15 protein-coding genes and 1 pseudogene are annotated in these 15,129 nt (G+C 32.1%); 6 read left to right on the forward strand and 10 right to left on the reverse strand.

Annotated features, from left to right (window positions below):
• Positions 1–1,007: 1,007 nt before the first annotated feature.
• From DRF58_RS16145 to DRF58_RS16155, 3 genes are all read right to left on the reverse strand, one after another.
• Positions 1,008–1,889, reverse strand: coding sequence for a tyrosine-type recombinase/integrase (locus tag DRF58_RS16145; RefSeq protein ID WP_116036901.1), 882 nt, complete (start codon positions 1,887–1,889; stop codon positions 1,008–1,010).
• Positions 1,890–1,895: 6 nt separating this feature from the next.
• Complete coding sequence (locus DRF58_RS16150) at positions 1,896–2,813, reverse strand: tyrosine-type recombinase/integrase (protein ID WP_116036903.1); 918 nt, start codon at positions 2,811–2,813, stop codon at positions 1,896–1,898.
• A 143-nt stretch (positions 2,814–2,956) separates the two neighbouring features.
• Positions 2,957–5,350 carry a CHC2 zinc finger domain-containing protein gene (locus DRF58_RS16155; protein ID WP_116036905.1) on the reverse strand — a complete coding sequence of 798 codons (2,394 nt, stop codon included), beginning with the start codon at positions 5,348–5,350 and terminating at the stop codon, positions 2,957–2,959.
• Between the two features lie 158 nt (positions 5,351–5,508).
• Here DRF58_RS16155 and DRF58_RS16160 point away from each other — a divergent pair, with 158 nt between their 5' ends.
• The 3 genes from DRF58_RS16160 to DRF58_RS16170 are packed head-to-tail and all read left to right on the forward strand — an operon-like array spanning position 5,509 to position 6,363.
• Positions 5,509–5,847 carry a helix-turn-helix domain-containing protein gene (locus tag DRF58_RS16160; RefSeq protein ID WP_116036907.1) on the forward strand — a complete coding sequence of 113 codons (339 nt, stop codon included), beginning with the start codon at positions 5,509–5,511 and terminating at the stop codon, positions 5,845–5,847.
• An 11-nt stretch (positions 5,848–5,858) separates the two neighbouring features.
• Entirely contained in the window at positions 5,859–6,077 is a 219-nt protein-coding gene (locus tag DRF58_RS16165; RefSeq protein WP_116036908.1) for a hypothetical protein, read from the forward strand.
• Complete coding sequence (locus DRF58_RS16170) at positions 6,067–6,363, forward strand: type II toxin-antitoxin system RelE/ParE family toxin (protein ID WP_116036910.1); 297 nt, start codon at positions 6,067–6,069, stop codon at positions 6,361–6,363. Before DRF58_RS16165 ends, DRF58_RS16170 begins: the two co-directional genes overlap by 11 nt.
• Before the next feature lie 82 nt (positions 6,364–6,445).
• Here the strand turns inward: DRF58_RS16170 and DRF58_RS16175 are convergent, their stop codons facing one another.
• The 5 genes from DRF58_RS16175 to DRF58_RS16195 form a co-directional block, all read right to left on the reverse strand.
• Positions 6,446–6,877, reverse strand: coding sequence for a hypothetical protein (locus DRF58_RS16175; protein ID WP_116036912.1), 432 nt, complete (start codon positions 6,875–6,877; stop codon positions 6,446–6,448).
• Positions 6,874–7,617 carry a hypothetical protein gene (locus tag DRF58_RS16180; RefSeq protein WP_123902435.1) on the reverse strand — a complete coding sequence of 248 codons (744 nt, stop codon included), beginning with the start codon at positions 7,615–7,617 and terminating at the stop codon, positions 6,874–6,876. Before DRF58_RS16180 ends, DRF58_RS16175 begins: the two co-directional genes overlap by 4 nt.
• Before the next feature lie 905 nt (positions 7,618–8,522).
• Positions 8,523–9,404, reverse strand: coding sequence for a tyrosine-type recombinase/integrase (locus DRF58_RS16185; RefSeq protein ID WP_116036901.1), 882 nt, complete (start codon positions 9,402–9,404; stop codon positions 8,523–8,525).
• A gap of 6 nt (positions 9,405–9,410) precedes the next feature.
• Positions 9,411–10,328, reverse strand: a complete 918-nt coding sequence (locus DRF58_RS16190; RefSeq protein WP_116036903.1) for a tyrosine-type recombinase/integrase — start codon at positions 10,326–10,328, stop codon at positions 9,411–9,413.
• 143 nt (positions 10,329–10,471) lie between these two features.
• Positions 10,472–12,865, reverse strand: coding sequence for a CHC2 zinc finger domain-containing protein (locus DRF58_RS16195; RefSeq protein ID WP_116036905.1), 2,394 nt, complete (start codon positions 12,863–12,865; stop codon positions 10,472–10,474).
• Positions 12,866–13,023: 158 nt separating this feature from the next.
• On the opposite strand from DRF58_RS16195, the gene DRF58_RS16200 reads away from it, so the two are divergent.
• The 3 genes from DRF58_RS16200 to DRF58_RS16210 are packed head-to-tail and all read left to right on the forward strand — an operon-like array spanning position 13,024 to position 13,878.
• Positions 13,024–13,362, forward strand: a complete 339-nt coding sequence (locus tag DRF58_RS16200) for a helix-turn-helix domain-containing protein (protein ID WP_116036907.1) — start codon at positions 13,024–13,026, stop codon at positions 13,360–13,362.
• Between the two features lie 11 nt (positions 13,363–13,373).
• Positions 13,374–13,592 (forward strand): hypothetical protein, encoded by a 219-nt coding sequence (locus tag DRF58_RS16205; RefSeq protein ID WP_116036908.1) that lies wholly within the window; start codon positions 13,374–13,376, stop codon positions 13,590–13,592.
• Positions 13,582–13,878 carry a type II toxin-antitoxin system RelE/ParE family toxin gene (locus tag DRF58_RS16210; RefSeq protein WP_116036910.1) on the forward strand — a complete coding sequence of 99 codons (297 nt, stop codon included), beginning with the start codon at positions 13,582–13,584 and terminating at the stop codon, positions 13,876–13,878. Before DRF58_RS16205 ends, DRF58_RS16210 begins: the two co-directional genes overlap by 11 nt.
• A gap of 82 nt (positions 13,879–13,960) precedes the next feature.
• On the opposite strand, the gene DRF58_RS16215 is transcribed toward DRF58_RS16210, so the two are convergent.
• Both DRF58_RS16215 and DRF58_RS18410 read right to left on the reverse strand, forming a co-directional pair.
• Complete coding sequence (locus DRF58_RS16215) at positions 13,961–14,392, reverse strand: hypothetical protein (protein ID WP_116036912.1); 432 nt, start codon at positions 14,390–14,392, stop codon at positions 13,961–13,963.
• Positions 14,389–15,129, reverse strand: a pseudogene (locus tag DRF58_RS18410) (hypothetical protein); the annotation flags it as partial. The gene DRF58_RS16215 and the pseudogene DRF58_RS18410, both read right to left, overlap by 4 nt.

Genomic DNA, 15,129 nt, shown 5'->3' on the forward strand with positions numbered 1-15,129 from the left:
AGGTTCTAAACCTTCTAACTCTCTTGCGTCAATAACTCTGTTACCGCTAAAAGCATAAGGAGTCCAAGTCGGATATTTTTCAGCTAAGGGATCTATGTTCAACCAACTCTGCACAACTTTCAACTCGCGCGAACGCTTCCTTTTTGAACACTGCTCTGTTCACGCTTCTGTAAAATTACTTTTTTTCTTTCAATTGAAAAAAAAATAATTGGGTTTGAGATTTTAAAAAATACAGCAGAAGCAAAAAAATAATACTGATTTTCAATCAATTATGTTTTAGTTAAGCAAAAACGATTTCGCTAAAGTGCGAGTTTATATTTGTCGAAAAAGAAAAATTTAAAATTAAAATATTATGAACGAAGTAATTTATTTCATCATTTCATTGACCGTTTTGATTATTGTTGCAAGTAATTCAATAAAGGCAAAAAAGTGATTTTAAAAACCGCTGTCGGTGTTGTTGTAAATGTGGGATTGCGGAAAAAACTGCGGTGGGTTTCGCTTTGGGTTTTTCCGCAAATCCACATTTTCTTTCAATTGATAACTTCCTTTTCAATCGGAGAACGAATCTAAAGGTGTTGGCGCATTTTTCCTTATTTCGGGTGGGAAGCTGTTGGCAAAAAAGTCTTTTTCTGCTTCGGGAAAGTGGTTGGAAAAGCGTTGGCTAAGATGCGGCTGGTGGGGAGTTTTTTAAAAAAACGTAGCAACGGAAAGCATTTTAAATAGTCTCAAATTATAGGCAAAAATGCGGATGGTTTGCGGTGGGGCGAAGTTTACGGAGTGGAAACGCACGTTGTAGCGTTAGCAATTTGACTATAATTTCGATTATGTAATTTGCTGTGGCATTAAAGCGTTGGAAAAGCTCTGGCAAAGCTTTGGAGGAGAATGTCTTTTTTAGCTTTGGGGGCGGGATATTTAATTCAAAATGCAAGCGGTGGGCAATTAATTCCGGATTCAAAATTCAAGATTCAAAATTTCAATCTCGTGTCTCAAGTCTAAAAATATCAAGTCTATTTTCTTGGATGGTAAAGATTTACTGCGTTTTGTAAAATTTCTAAGTCGGTTTGTTTGTATTGCTGTGTTGTGGATGCTTTTTTATGTCCAGAAAAAACCTGAACAATTCTCGTGTCATTTTCTTTTTTTAACAAGTTTGCAATGACGGATTGGCGGATTTTCATCGGTTGTATTTTCTCGTTTTCTTTCCGGGTTTCGTTGATCATTTTGCTGATTCCGTGCGGATTTATTTTTTCGCCGTATTGTCCTAAAATAAAATGGTTTTCGGTTTTTTGTGTTTGGTTTTTAGATAATAAATTTTCTCTGTCTTTTTCTAAATAATTATAAAATAACAGGATTTGTTTTGCTTGCAGAGGAAGTATTCTTTTTTGTTGTCTGTAACCGTTTTTTATGTGGATTTCTGCTTTTTCTAAATTAATATCTTGGATTTCCAATTCTGCAATTTCTCTTACGGTTAACGCTTGGTAAATGAGTAAACTTATTAGGATTTTATTTCTGTTTTCTAAATGCTTTTTTTTTCGGATTTTATAGGTTTCAAAGTAGTTTTCTAATGTTTCAGTAGTGTATAAATTATCGACTTGGATCTGCTTGTTTATTTTGTCTTTTAAATTCAATTCACTGCAAGGATGGTCTTTTCTTTTCCCGATTTCTAATAAATAATTGAAGTAGATTTTTACGGCATACAAACAATGTTTTAAAGTTTTCGGATGTAAATCGTAGTTTTTTCTTAAATATTCTATGTATTGTAAAACGTCTCTGTAATTGGCTTTTTCGGCTTTGTTTCCGTAATAATCCGTAAATCTTCTGATGTTGTATAAGTTGCTGTTTAACGTGCTTTTACTATATTTTTTTTCTAAATATTCTTTCAACGTTTTCATTCATTTTTAATTCATATTTTTTAATTGTTCATTGGTTATGTGTGTGTAAATTTCCGTGCTTTCAATATGACTGTGTCCCAAAAATTTCTGCACTTGTTCGAGCTTCATTCCGTTTTCTAATAAATGTGTTGCAATCGAGTGTCGCAGATTATGTATTCCGATTTTATTCAGTTCTTCAGAGGTTAATTGTTTTCCAAATTCTGTTTTTAAAATCAATGCTTTTAATCGTGCATTAAACCCCCATTCCTGCATTCTTCTTTGTTTATTATTTACAAAAACTTCCTTTTGTTTTTCATCTGAAGAAAAAATAAATTCTTCTAATTCTTCTCTGATTTTATCATTGATTGGAACAATTCTTCTCTTATTGTTTTTACCTTTTTGAACAATCACAAAATTTTCGGATAATCGTAAATCTTCTTTATTTAAATCGCTTATTTCCTGTACTCTTAAACCACAACCGTAACCCATATTTAAAATGGCTTTTTCCTGTAAACCCGCTACTTCATAGAGTTCCTGTATTTGATTTTGACTAAATATAAATCGCTCTACTTTTTCGTCGGGATTTGTAAATTTCAAGTGTGATGCAGGACTTTTTTTCAGTTCGCCAATTTCTAACAAATACCCAAAATAGTTTTGCATATTCCGCATATTGTCATAAACGCTTTTTTGCGTGATTGGTTTTCCTGTTCTCTGACTGATTTTATTTTGTAAATAGTAATGATAATCGGCTATTTCTTTGGGTGTAACTTTTGAGAGTTCAAAAATTTTCTGCTTTTCCAACCAACTCAAAAATTCTTTCAGATATAAATATCTTGCTTGTGTAGTTTCTGATTTCAGACCTAAAATATCTAAATGCTTTTTATAATTTCTTGCCTGTTCCTCATAGTTTTCCGAATAGATTTTGTGTTTACTTGGTGCTCCCATTTTTTAAGTATGACTGTTTTGCTTACTCAATATTTTAAATTTTGGAACGCAAGATTTTATTTTTCCTACAAATTCTTTATTCATCGGATTTCTTATTATCATAGATATATCTTTTAGCGTTCCTTTTGTGTTCCGTAGCGTTCCTAAATACTTTCATTGACTATCGTACTTAGTTTCTTGTTTTTCGGTTTGGAAGGTGCGGTTTGCTCCTGTTTTAATTCTAAAATTTGCAGCATTAAAAAGTCTTTGATTTCCGCTCTTAGCTTCTGATAATTATCCCAATAAGAGATTTTATATTTGATTCCTTTGTTGGCAAAACCTCCGATTTGTTTGATATAATCCAGTTCCGTAAGCGTTTGTATGTAGCGGAACATTTGCGTTTTGCTGATATTAAATTCCTGTCTGATTTCTCTTAAAACAAAATCCTGCTTTTCGTTCTTTACAAACTTTTTTAGTCTTTCAAAAAACTGCCGTAAACTTCCGTCCAATTCATCCACTTTTAAAACAATGCTTTCAAATAATATTTCCGTAGCCTGTTCTATATCTTCAATCTCCGTAATTAATTGATTGTCTTTTGTGAGTTTTCTCTGATATTGGTTTAAAAATGTAACTTGTTTTATTACGGCTTGGTACATTTCGTTTAATCTCCTTATTTTATGCACCTTTTCGGGAAGATTGAGCTTTGTTGCATACGGATTTACCACTTCATAAAACTTTAAATTTCTAACGATTTTTTGTATAAAATGTATGGCTTTTTGTTGTTCTTCCGGATTGATTTCCCCTGCATTTCTGCGGTTCTGATATTGGATAATTCTTTGCGTTTGTTCCTTGCTTTCATCGACGGCAATTAAAAAACTTCTGCTCATATTATCTTCGTAGGTTTCGCCTTTTGTAGTTGCTGATAAACTGCTGAATTGTCCCTTTACAATTTTATGACTGGATTTATTATTTCCTTTTTTGTCTTTGATTGTTACCGAACTTCTCAACACTTGATTGCTGATAAATTCTCGTAACGCATACAATGCATCTTCTTTCAATCCGTCTAAATCTTCAATGATTATTATTTTTTGGAATAAATCGAACTCGCCCCAATTGTATAAACTTGATTCTGTAATTCTCGTAAATCTCAAAACGTCTTCTTGTGGCATTAAATCAGCAATTCTACTGATAATATGCGTCTTTCCGCTTCCCGAACTTCCTTGTACTAAAGCGTGCAGAGGATTTTTATTTAAGTAACTGATGATGATTAAAAACAAAAGCATTCTGCTGTTTTCTTCCCCGATGATTCCGGATTTTTCGATTAAATAATTCAGAGATTTTAATAGGTCTTTTTGCTCTAAAAATTCTGTGATTGTTTTCGGTTCTGCTCGTAGTTCTGCTTTTGGTTCTGCTTCTGTAATTGTAATTTTCTTTTTTTGCTCATTTCCTTGTCTATTGTTTTCATCGGTATTTGCGAACCTTTCGGTTTCAGTTGAAAGAAAAATATCTTTTTTGTTTTCCAATAATTCCAAAAATATTTCTTCGTTATGAAGTTGTAAAGTTTCATTCACATCATTATTAGGAAGTTCTACACTTGATATTTTTATTCCTGGCATTTCTTCCTGCAGAACTTTTCCGTATTTTTCTACTGCTATTTTTCCGGCTTCGTCTTGGTCAAAACAAAATATTATTTCTTCCAAAAATTCTAAACTTTTGATTGAGTTTAAAATTTCTTCATTCAATCCGTTTGTTCCAAAACACGCTACAATACTGTAATTTTCTGCAATATTTTTTATCTGAAGTAATGAAGCTGCATCTATAATTGCTTCGGTTAAAATGAGTTTCTTTGTGTTTGGATTTGGATAACCGGGATAAATTCCTGTTCTGTTTTTTAAGTAAAAATGTTTTGCTTTATCATCATTTAAAGTAGAACGGAAGTACAATCCTGCAACTTCGTTCTCTTTATTTTTCAAAGCAAAACAAATACTCCATTTTCCAAAAACTCCGTATGCTTTCTCTCCGGTTCTTCCTGTAATTCCTTTGTCCAACAATAAACCGTATTCTAATGCCTGTGCAATTACATTTTCATCCTTTCTCGCTCCGTGATGGAACTGACCAGAGTTGTAACCGACTTCGATTTTTGTAAAATCTAAACTTCTTTTTTCCAAATAATCTTTTGCAGGTTTGCTGTTATTAATGGCATTTCTAAAATATTGGAACATATTTCCTAAAAATTCTTCCCGGGATAAATTTTTCTGATAACGGTCTTTTTTGTTGGGTTCTTGGTGTCCTAAAATCTCTACCGCTTTCTTTATCGCTTCGTGTTTCGTGCAGTTCTCCTTGTGCAGAATAAAATCGATCACATCCATACTTTTACCGTGCGTTTTACAATTGGAACTAAAGCAATATGCCGTTTGTGTTTTGTAGTAAATCTGCATACTTGGTGTTTTATCCTCGTGGAACGGACAGCACATTTTTGCGTTTTTATCAGGTTTTAAACCGTAATAATGCAGAACCGTAGCAATTGATAACCGGGATTTTATTTCTTGGATTTCCATTTGAAAAAAATATTTTAAATTTTTTCGATGTTATTATCAGATACAAAAGTATCTTTTTGTTTTCAACCATACAAATCCTATCAGATTTTTTTATATCCTTTATTTTCATAATTTTGTTTCTATCATTAATTATTACGAACTTTTATATCTTTTTAGAGATGAGTATAGGAAGTATTATTACAACTTTAAGAGACAAAAATGGTTTCTCTCAAAGTGATTTAGCCGATAAAAGCGGAGTTTCTCGTGTGATGATTGGTAAGTATGAGAGAGGGGAAGCAATTCCGTCCATTGATGCTGCCAAAAAAATTGCAGATGCTCTCGGAGTTTCTTTAGATTATTTGGTCGGCGAGACTTCGCAGGTTTCTTTCGATAAAAGAACGGTAGACAGAATAAAAGAACTGGAACTTTTGGAAGAAAGCAAAAAGCAAACGCTTTACGATTTGATTGATACTTACATTCGGGATTTTAAAACCCGAAGAACTTTTGCCAACGTTTAAAACAAGCAATTATGACGACTTTTAATGTATCTATTCCAGATAATAAAACATCTTTATTTTTAGAGTTTCTTGAGCTTATAGGAGCGCAATACAAAAATGAAAAAGAGGAGATTTTTGAACTCTCCGAAAAACAAAAAAAAATATTGGATAGCCAAGAAAATCTACCGCTTTCTGAATATCAGGATAATGATGAGTTCATAGAGGAACTAAAAAAAGAATATGGCTTATAAAGTAAAAGTTTCTCCAAACGCTAAACTGGATATTAGAGAAGCTGTTGCTTATTACAAAAAAAAAGCATCCGTAAAAGTGGCTCAAAATTTTGTAACAGACTACCAAGCTACTTTAAAGAAAATCTTACAAAATCCTTTCTTCCAAGAGTATTACAAAGATTTTAGAGGTCTTCCTCTCAAAAAATATCCGTACATTATTTTCTATAAAATCGCCGAAGACAAAAAACTGATTCTTGTTGATGCCGTCTTCCAAGCTAACCAAGATACAAGCAAAAGACCAGAATAAAAGCCAACTCTAAAAGTTGGCTTTGTTTATTATAAATTATTGGCCAGTAGACGGAGTCCGGAGTCTTTTTATTTTACGTTTGTTATTCCCAATCTAAAAAATTCTCTACGAAAGAAGAGTTGAATATCTTATCATATCCTTCTTGATCGTAAAATATAAATGTAATTAGCAATGGTTTTTCTACATAATTGGCATTATTGTTTACTACCTTATATTGAACATATTGCATTTTAGCACCTACATAAATAGTATCTTTTACTTTTATATTCTCTCTTAAATCAATCTGGGAATTAATTTTTTTATAATTTCTATTTAAAAAATGAACCTGCATATTAATACTACCATAAGAACCTTTACTATCTTTAATTAAATCCATACACTGGTTTGTACTGTTTTTTTCAATAGCATTTAAAATATTTTCAACAGTTTTTTTTATTTTACGTTCTTTAATAGCTTGAGTATTACAGGAAAATAACAATAAACTAATTAACAACGTATATGTTATAATTTTCATCTTCCAATGTTTTGAAGTTTATTTTGTTGTTGTCTAGCCGCTTCTTCATTTTGTTGTTTTGTTTTAGTTTCCCAACTATTGCGAACAACAATATCATTTTTTCTCATAATAGAATTTGCTGTATTAACAATATTAGTTTTTGAACCTAAGTTAACAACGGAATTACTTCTCTTATCAATATCTGCAGGTAAAGCACCATTAAATACGTAATTGGTAATTTCGGTTTTTGTTTTGGAGTCAAGCTTTAAATCAGCTTTATTTACAACATTTTGAGCTGTAGTCATATCTTTAAATTGATCCACCAGTTTTCCCATATAATTAACCGCTTTTACATTTTCCGCTGATATTTTCATTCCTTCAATCCCATCAATTGCAGTATTAGCTAATTTAATAACTTCAAATATGCCTAAAGCTTTTGTAGCTTTTGCTTCTCCTGCAAAAGAAGAAAATGAACCATCAGCATCATTCCATCTTCCCATACCTGCCGCTCCCAAAGGCAAGTCTGCAGCATCCATTCCTTGTGATTCTGGAGCTTTAGCATTGAGGTTGTAATAAGCCATATAACTTGGAAGAGGCTCTTTGGTGTAAATATCATTTTGTGACATTCCCGTGGCGATAATCATACCTCTATCTTGGCGCAATTCCAATCCTTCCAATTCTCTTCCCAATCCCATCTTATTTTCTTGGAAAGCGTACGTAGAATTATAAGCATATTTCTCAGCAAGAGGATCTATATTCAACCAACTCTGCACAACTTTCAACTCGCGCGAACGCTTCCTTTTTGAACACTGCTCTGTTCACGCTTCTGTAAAATTACTTTTTTTCTTTCAATTGAAAAAAAAATAATTGGGTTTGAGATTTTAAAAAATACAGCAGAAGCAAAAAAATAATACTGATTTTCAATCAATTATGTTTTAGTTAAGCAAAAACGATTTCGCTAAAGTGCGAGTTTATATTTGTCGAAAAAGAAAAATTTAAAATTAAAATATTATGAACGAAGTAATTTATTTCATCATTTCATTGACCGTTTTGATTATTGTTGCAAGTAATTCAATAAAGGCAAAAAAGTGATTTTAAAATCCGCTGTCGGTGTTGTTGTAAATGTGGGATTGCGGAAAAAACTGCGGTGGGTTTCGCTTTGGGTTTTTCCGCAAATCCACATTTTCTTTCAATTGATAACTTCCTTTTCAATCGGAGAACGAATCTAAAGGTGTTGGCGCATTTTTCCTTATTTCGGGTGGGAAGCTGTTGGCAAAAAAGTCTTTTTCTGCTTCGGGAAAGTGGTTGGAAAAGCGTTGGCTAAGATGCGGCTGCTGCGGAGTTTTTTAAAAAAACGACGCAAAGTAAAGCATTTGACAGAATCTGAAATAATAGGAAAGAATGCGGGTCGTTTGCGGTGGAGCAAAGTATACGAATTGGAAACGCACGTTGTAGCATTGGCAAATTAAGAATAATTTAGACTATGTGATTTGGTGTGGCATTAAGGAGTTGGAAAAGCTCTGGCAAAGCTTTGGAGGAAAATGTCTTTTTTAGCTTTGGGGGCGGGATATTTAATTCAAAATGCAAGCGGTGGGCAATTAATTCCGGATTCAAAATTCAAGATTCAAAATTTCAATCTCGTGTCTCAAGTCTAAAAATATCAAGTCTATTTTCTTGGATGGTAAAGATTTACTGCGTTTTGTAAAATTTCTAAGTCGGTTTGTTTGTATTGCTGTGTTGTGGATGCTTTTTTATGTCCAGAAAAAACCTGAACAATTCTCGTGTCATTTTCTTTTTTTAACAAGTTTGCAATGACGGATTGGCGGATTTTCATCGGTTGTATTTTCTCGTTTTCTTTCCGGGTTTCGTTGATCATTTTGCTGATTCCGTGCGGATTTATTTTTTCGCCGTATTGTCCTAAAATAAAATGGTTTTCGGTTTTTTGTGTTTGGTTTTTAGATAATAAATTTTCTCTGTCTTTTTCTAAATAATTATAAAATAACAGGATTTGTTTTGCTTGCAGAGGAAGTATTCTTTTTTGTTGTCTGTAACCGTTTTTTATGTGGATTTCTGCTTTTTCTAAATTAATATCTTGGATTTCCAATTCTGCAATTTCTCTTACGGTTAACGCTTGGTAAATGAGTAAACTTATTAGGATTTTATTTCTGTTTTCTAAATGCTTTTTTTTTCGGATTTTATAGGTTTCAAAGTAGTTTTCTAATGTTTCAGTAGTGTATAAATTATCGACTTGGATCTGCTTGTTTATTTTGTCTTTTAAATTCAATTCACTGCAAGGATGGTCTTTTCTTTTCCCGATTTCTAATAAATAATTGAAGTAGATTTTTACGGCATACAAACAATGTTTTAAAGTTTTCGGATGTAAATCGTAGTTTTTTCTTAAATATTCTATGTATTGTAAAACGTCTCTGTAATTGGCTTTTTCGGCTTTGTTTCCGTAATAATCCGTAAATCTTCTGATGTTGTATAAGTTGCTGTTTAACGTGCTTTTACTATATTTTTTTTCTAAATATTCTTTCAACGTTTTCATTCATTTTTAATTCATATTTTTTAATTGTTCATTGGTTATGTGTGTGTAAATTTCCGTGCTTTCAATATGACTGTGTCCCAAAAATTTCTGCACTTGTTCGAGCTTCATTCCGTTTTCTAATAAATGTGTTGCAATCGAGTGTCGCAGATTATGTATTCCGATTTTATTCAGTTCTTCAGAGGTTAATTGTTTTCCAAATTCTGTTTTTAAAATCAATGCTTTTAATCGTGCATTAAACCCCCATTCCTGCATTCTTCTTTGTTTATTATTTACAAAAACTTCCTTTTGTTTTTCATCTGAAGAAAAAATAAATTCTTCTAATTCTTCTCTGATTTTATCATTGATTGGAACAATTCTTCTCTTATTGTTTTTACCTTTTTGAACAATCACAAAATTTTCGGATAATCGTAAATCTTCTTTATTTAAATCGCTTATTTCCTGTACTCTTAAACCACAACCGTAACCCATATTTAAAATGGCTTTTTCCTGTAAACCCGCTACTTCATAGAGTTCCTGTATTTGATTTTGACTAAATATAAATCGCTCTACTTTTTCGTCGGGATTTGTAAATTTCAAGTGTGATGCAGGACTTTTTTTCAGTTCGCCAATTTCTAACAAATACCCAAAATAGTTTTGCATATTCCGCATATTGTCATAAACGCTTTTTTGCGTGATTGGTTTTCCTGTTCTCTGACTGATTTTATTTTGTAAATAGTAATGATAATCGGCTATTTCTTTGGGTGTAACTTTTGAGAGTTCAAAAATTTTCTGCTTTTCCAACCAACTCAAAAATTCTTTCAGATATAAATATCTTGCTTGTGTAGTTTCTGATTTCAGACCTAAAATATCTAAATGCTTTTTATAATTTCTTGCCTGTTCCTCATAGTTTTCCGAATAGATTTTGTGTTTACTTGGTGCTCCCATTTTTTAAGTATGACTGTTTTGCTTACTCAATATTTTAAATTTTGGAACGCAAGATTTTATTTTTCCTACAAATTCTTTATTCATCGGATTTCTTATTATCATAGATATATCTTTTAGCGTTCCTTTTGTGTTCCGTAGCGTTCCTAAATACTTTCATTGACTATCGTACTTAGTTTCTTGTTTTTCGGTTTGGAAGGTGCGGTTTGCTCCTGTTTTAATTCTAAAATTTGCAGCATTAAAAAGTCTTTGATTTCCGCTCTTAGCTTCTGATAATTATCCCAATAAGAGATTTTATATTTGATTCCTTTGTTGGCAAAACCTCCGATTTGTTTGATATAATCCAGTTCCGTAAGCGTTTGTATGTAGCGGAACATTTGCGTTTTGCTGATATTAAATTCCTGTCTGATTTCTCTTAAAACAAAATCCTGCTTTTCGTTCTTTACAAACTTTTTTAGTCTTTCAAAAAACTGCCGTAAACTTCCGTCCAATTCATCCACTTTTAAAACAATGCTTTCAAATAATATTTCCGTAGCCTGTTCTATATCTTCAATCTCCGTAATTAATTGATTGTCTTTTGTGAGTTTTCTCTGATATTGGTTTAAAAATGTAACTTGTTTTATTACGGCTTGGTACATTTCGTTTAATCTCCTTATTTTATGCACCTTTTCGGGAAGATTGAGCTTTGTTGCATACGGATTTACCACTTCATAAAACTTTAAATTTCTAACGATTTTTTGTATAAAATGTATGGCTTTTTGTTGTTCTTCCGGATTGATTTCCCCTGCATTTCTGCGGTTCTGATATTGGATAATTCTTTGCGTTTGTTCCTTGCTTTCATCGACGGCAATTAAAAAACTTCTGCTCATATTATCTTCGTAGGTTTCGCCTTTTGTAGTTGCTGATAAACTGCTGAATTGTCCCTTTACAATTTTATGACTGGATTTATTATTTCCTTTTTTGTCTTTGATTGTTACCGAACTTCTCAACACTTGATTGCTGATAAATTCTCGTAACGCATACAATGCATCTTCTTTCAATCCGTCTAAATCTTCAATGATTATTATTTTTTGGAATAAATCGAACTCGCCCCAATTGTATAAACTTGATTCTGTAATTCTCGTAAATCTCAAAACGTCTTCTTGTGGCATTAAATCAGCAATTCTACTGATAATATGCGTCTTTCCGCTTCCCGAACTTCCTTGTACTAAAGCGTGCAGAGGATTTTTATTTAAGTAACTGATGATGATTAAAAACAAAAGCATTCTGCTGTTTTCTTCCCCGATGATTCCGGATTTTTCGATTAAATAATTCAGAGATTTTAATAGGTCTTTTTGCTCTAAAAATTCTGTGATTGTTTTCGGTTCTGCTCGTAGTTCTGCTTTTGGTTCTGCTTCTGTAATTGTAATTTTCTTTTTTTGCTCATTTCCTTGTCTATTGTTTTCATCGGTATTTGCGAACCTTTCGGTTTCAGTTGAAAGAAAAATATCTTTTTTGTTTTCCAATAATTCCAAAAATATTTCTTCGTTATGAAGTTGTAAAGTTTCATTCACATCATTATTAGGAAGTTCTACACTTGATATTTTTATTCCTGGCATTTCTTCCTGCAGAACTTTTCCGTATTTTTCTACTGCTATTTTTCCGGCTTCGTCTTGGTCAAAACAAAATATTATTTCTTCCAAAAATTCTAAACTTTTGATTGAGTTTAAAATTTCTTCATTCAATCCGTTTGTTCCAAAACACGCTACAATACTGTAATTTTCTGCAATATTTTTTATCTGAAGTAATGAAGCTGCATCTATAATTGCTTCGGTTAAAATGAGTTTCTTTGTGTTTGGATTTGGATAACCGGGATAAATTCCTGTTCTGTTTTTTAAGTAAAAATGTTTTGCTTTATCATCATTTAAAGTAGAACGGAAGTACAATCCTGCAACTTCGTTCTCTTTATTTTTCAAAGCAAAACAAATACTCCATTTTCCAAAAACTCCGTATGCTTTCTCTCCGGTTCTTCCTGTAATTCCTTTGTCCAACAATAAACCGTATTCTAATGCCTGTGCAATTACATTTTCATCCTTTCTCGCTCCGTGATGGAACTGACCAGAGTTGTAACCGACTTCGATTTTTGTAAAATCTAAACTTCTTTTTTCCAAATAATCTTTTGCAGGTTTGCTGTTATTAATGGCATTTCTAAAATATTGGAACATATTTCCTAAAAATTCTTCCCGGGATAAATTTTTCTGATAACGGTCTTTTTTGTTGGGTTCTTGGTGTCCTAAAATCTCTACCGCTTTCTTTATCGCTTCGTGTTTCGTGCAGTTCTCCTTGTGCAGAATAAAATCGATCACATCCATACTTTTACCGTGCGTTTTACAATTGGAACTAAAGCAATATGCCGTTTGTGTTTTGTAGTAAATCTGCATACTTGGTGTTTTATCCTCGTGGAACGGACAGCACATTTTTGCGTTTTTATCAGGTTTTAAACCGTAATAATGCAGAACCGTAGCAATTGATAACCGGGATTTTATTTCTTGGATTTCCATTTGAAAAAAATATTTTAAATTTTTTCGATGTTATTATCAGATACAAAAGTATCTTTTTGTTTTCAACCATACAAATCCTATCAGATTTTTTTATATCCTTTATTTTCATAATTTTGTTTCTATCATTAATTATTACGAACTTTTATATCTTTTTAGAGATGAGTATAGGAAGTATTATTACAACTTTAAGAGACAAAAATGGTTTCTCTCAAAGTGATTTAGCCGATAAAAGCGGAGTTTCTCGTGTGATGATTGGTAAGTATGAGAGAGGGGAAGCAATTCCGTCCATTGATGCTGCCAAAAAAATTGCAGATGCTCTCGGAGTTTCTTTAGATTATTTGGTCGGCGAGACTTCGCAGGTTTCTTTCGATAAAAGAACGGTAGACAGAATAAAAGAACTGGAACTTTTGGAAGAAAGCAAAAAGCAAACGCTTTACGATTTGATTGATACTTACATTCGGGATTTTAAAACCCGAAGAACTTTTGCCAACGTTTAAAACAAGCAATTATGACGACTTTTAATGTATCTATTCCAGATAATAAAACATCTTTATTTTTAGAGTTTCTTGAGCTTATAGGAGCGCAATACAAAAATGAAAAAGAGGAGATTTTTGAACTCTCCGAAAAACAAAAAAAAATATTGGATAGCCAAGAAAATCTACCGCTTTCTGAATATCAGGATAATGATGAGTTCATAGAGGAACTAAAAAAAGAATATGGCTTATAAAGTAAAAGTTTCTCCAAACGCTAAACTGGATATTAGAGAAGCTGTTGCTTATTACAAAAAAAAAGCATCCGTAAAAGTGGCTCAAAATTTTGTAACAGACTACCAAGCTACTTTAAAGAAAATCTTACAAAATCCTTTCTTCCAAGAGTATTACAAAGATTTTAGAGGTCTTCCTCTCAAAAAATATCCGTACATTATTTTCTATAAAATCGCCGAAGACAAAAAACTGATTCTTGTTGATGCCGTCTTCCAAGCTAACCAAGATACAAGCAAAAGACCAGAATAAAAGCCAACTCTAAAAGTTGGCTTTGTTTATTATAAATTATTGGCCAGTAGACGGAGTCCGGAGTCTTTTTATTTTACGTTTGTTATTCCCAATCTAAAAAATTCTCTACGAAAGAAGAGTTGAATATCTTATCATATCCTTCTTGATCGTAAAATATAAATGTAATTAGCAATGGTTTTTCTACATAATTGGCATTATTGTTTACTACCTTATATTGAACATATTGCATTTTAGCACCTACATAAATAGTATCTTTTACTTTTATATTCTCTCTTAAATCAATCTGGGAATTAATTTTTTTATAATTTCTATTTAAAAAATGAACCTGCATATTAATACTACCATAAGAACCTTTACTATCTTTAATTAAATCCATACACTGGTTTGTACTGTTTTTTTCAATAGCATTTAAAATATTTTCAACAGTTTTTTTTATTTTACGTTCTTTAATAGCTTGAGTATTACAGGAAAATAACAATAAACTAATTAACAACGTATATGTTATAATTTTCATCTTCCAATGTTTTGAAGTTTATTTTGTTGTTGTCTAGCCGCTTCTTCATTTTGTTGTTTTGTTTTAGTTTCCCAACTATTGCGAACAACAATATCATTTTTTCTCATAATAGAATTTGCTGTATTAACAATATTAGTTTTTGAACCTAAGTTAACAACGGAATTACTTCTCTTATCAATATCTGCAGGTAAAGCACCATTAAATACGTAATTGGTAATTTCGGTTTTTGTTTTGGAGTCAAGCTTTAAATCAGCTTTATTTACAACATTTTGAGCTGTAGTCATATCTTTAAATTGATCCACCAGTTTTCCCATATAATTAACCGCTTTTACATTTTCCGCTGATATTTTCATTCCTTCAATCCCATCAATTGCAGTATTAGCTAATTTAATAACTTCAAATATGCCTAAAGCTTTTGTAGCTTTTGCTTCTCCTGCAAAAGAAGAAAATGAACCATCAGCATCATTCCATCTTCCCATACCTGCCGCTCCCAAAGGCAAGTCTGCAGCATCCATTCCTTGTGATTCTGGAGCTTTAGCATTGAGGTTGTAATAAGCCATATAACTTGGAAGAGGCTCTTTGGTGTAAATATCATTTTGTGACATTCCCGTGGCGATAATCATACCTCTATCTTGGCGCAATTCCAATCCTTCCAATTCTCTTCCCAATCCCATCTTATTTTCTTGGAAAGCGTACGTAGAATTATAAGCATATTTCTCAGCAAGAGGATCTATATT

Origin of the sequence: Epilithonimonas hispanica, from assembly GCF_003385395.1 — a bacterium.
Taxonomy (GTDB): Bacteria; Bacteroidota; Bacteroidia; order Flavobacteriales; family Weeksellaceae; genus Epilithonimonas; species Epilithonimonas hispanica.

Excerpts from the sequence above, each read along its gene's own strand:
- DRF58_RS16145 (WP_116036901.1), bottom strand. The coding sequence starts at position 1,889 with ATGAAAACGTTGAAAGAATATTTAGAAAAAAAATATAGTAAAAGCACG.
- DRF58_RS16150 (WP_116036903.1), bottom strand. The coding sequence starts at position 2,813 with ATGGGAGCACCAAGTAAACACAAAATCTATTCGGAAAACTATGAGGAA.
- DRF58_RS16155 (WP_116036905.1), bottom strand. The coding sequence starts at position 5,350 with ATGGAAATCCAAGAAATAAAATCCCGGTTATCAATTGCTACGGTTCTG.
- DRF58_RS16160 (WP_116036907.1), top strand. The coding sequence starts at position 5,509 with ATGAGTATAGGAAGTATTATTACAACTTTAAGAGACAAAAATGGTTTC.
- DRF58_RS16165 (WP_116036908.1), top strand. The coding sequence starts at position 5,859 with ATGACGACTTTTAATGTATCTATTCCAGATAATAAAACATCTTTATTT.
- DRF58_RS16170 (WP_116036910.1), top strand. The coding sequence starts at position 6,067 with ATGGCTTATAAAGTAAAAGTTTCTCCAAACGCTAAACTGGATATTAGA.
- DRF58_RS16175 (WP_116036912.1), bottom strand. The coding sequence starts at position 6,877 with ATGAAAATTATAACATATACGTTGTTAATTAGTTTATTGTTATTTTCC.
- DRF58_RS16185 (WP_116036901.1), bottom strand. The coding sequence starts at position 9,404 with ATGAAAACGTTGAAAGAATATTTAGAAAAAAAATATAGTAAAAGCACG.
- DRF58_RS16190 (WP_116036903.1), bottom strand. The coding sequence starts at position 10,328 with ATGGGAGCACCAAGTAAACACAAAATCTATTCGGAAAACTATGAGGAA.
- DRF58_RS16195 (WP_116036905.1), bottom strand. The coding sequence starts at position 12,865 with ATGGAAATCCAAGAAATAAAATCCCGGTTATCAATTGCTACGGTTCTG.
- DRF58_RS16200 (WP_116036907.1), top strand. The coding sequence starts at position 13,024 with ATGAGTATAGGAAGTATTATTACAACTTTAAGAGACAAAAATGGTTTC.
- DRF58_RS16205 (WP_116036908.1), top strand. The coding sequence starts at position 13,374 with ATGACGACTTTTAATGTATCTATTCCAGATAATAAAACATCTTTATTT.
- DRF58_RS16210 (WP_116036910.1), top strand. The coding sequence starts at position 13,582 with ATGGCTTATAAAGTAAAAGTTTCTCCAAACGCTAAACTGGATATTAGA.
- DRF58_RS16215 (WP_116036912.1), bottom strand. The coding sequence starts at position 14,392 with ATGAAAATTATAACATATACGTTGTTAATTAGTTTATTGTTATTTTCC.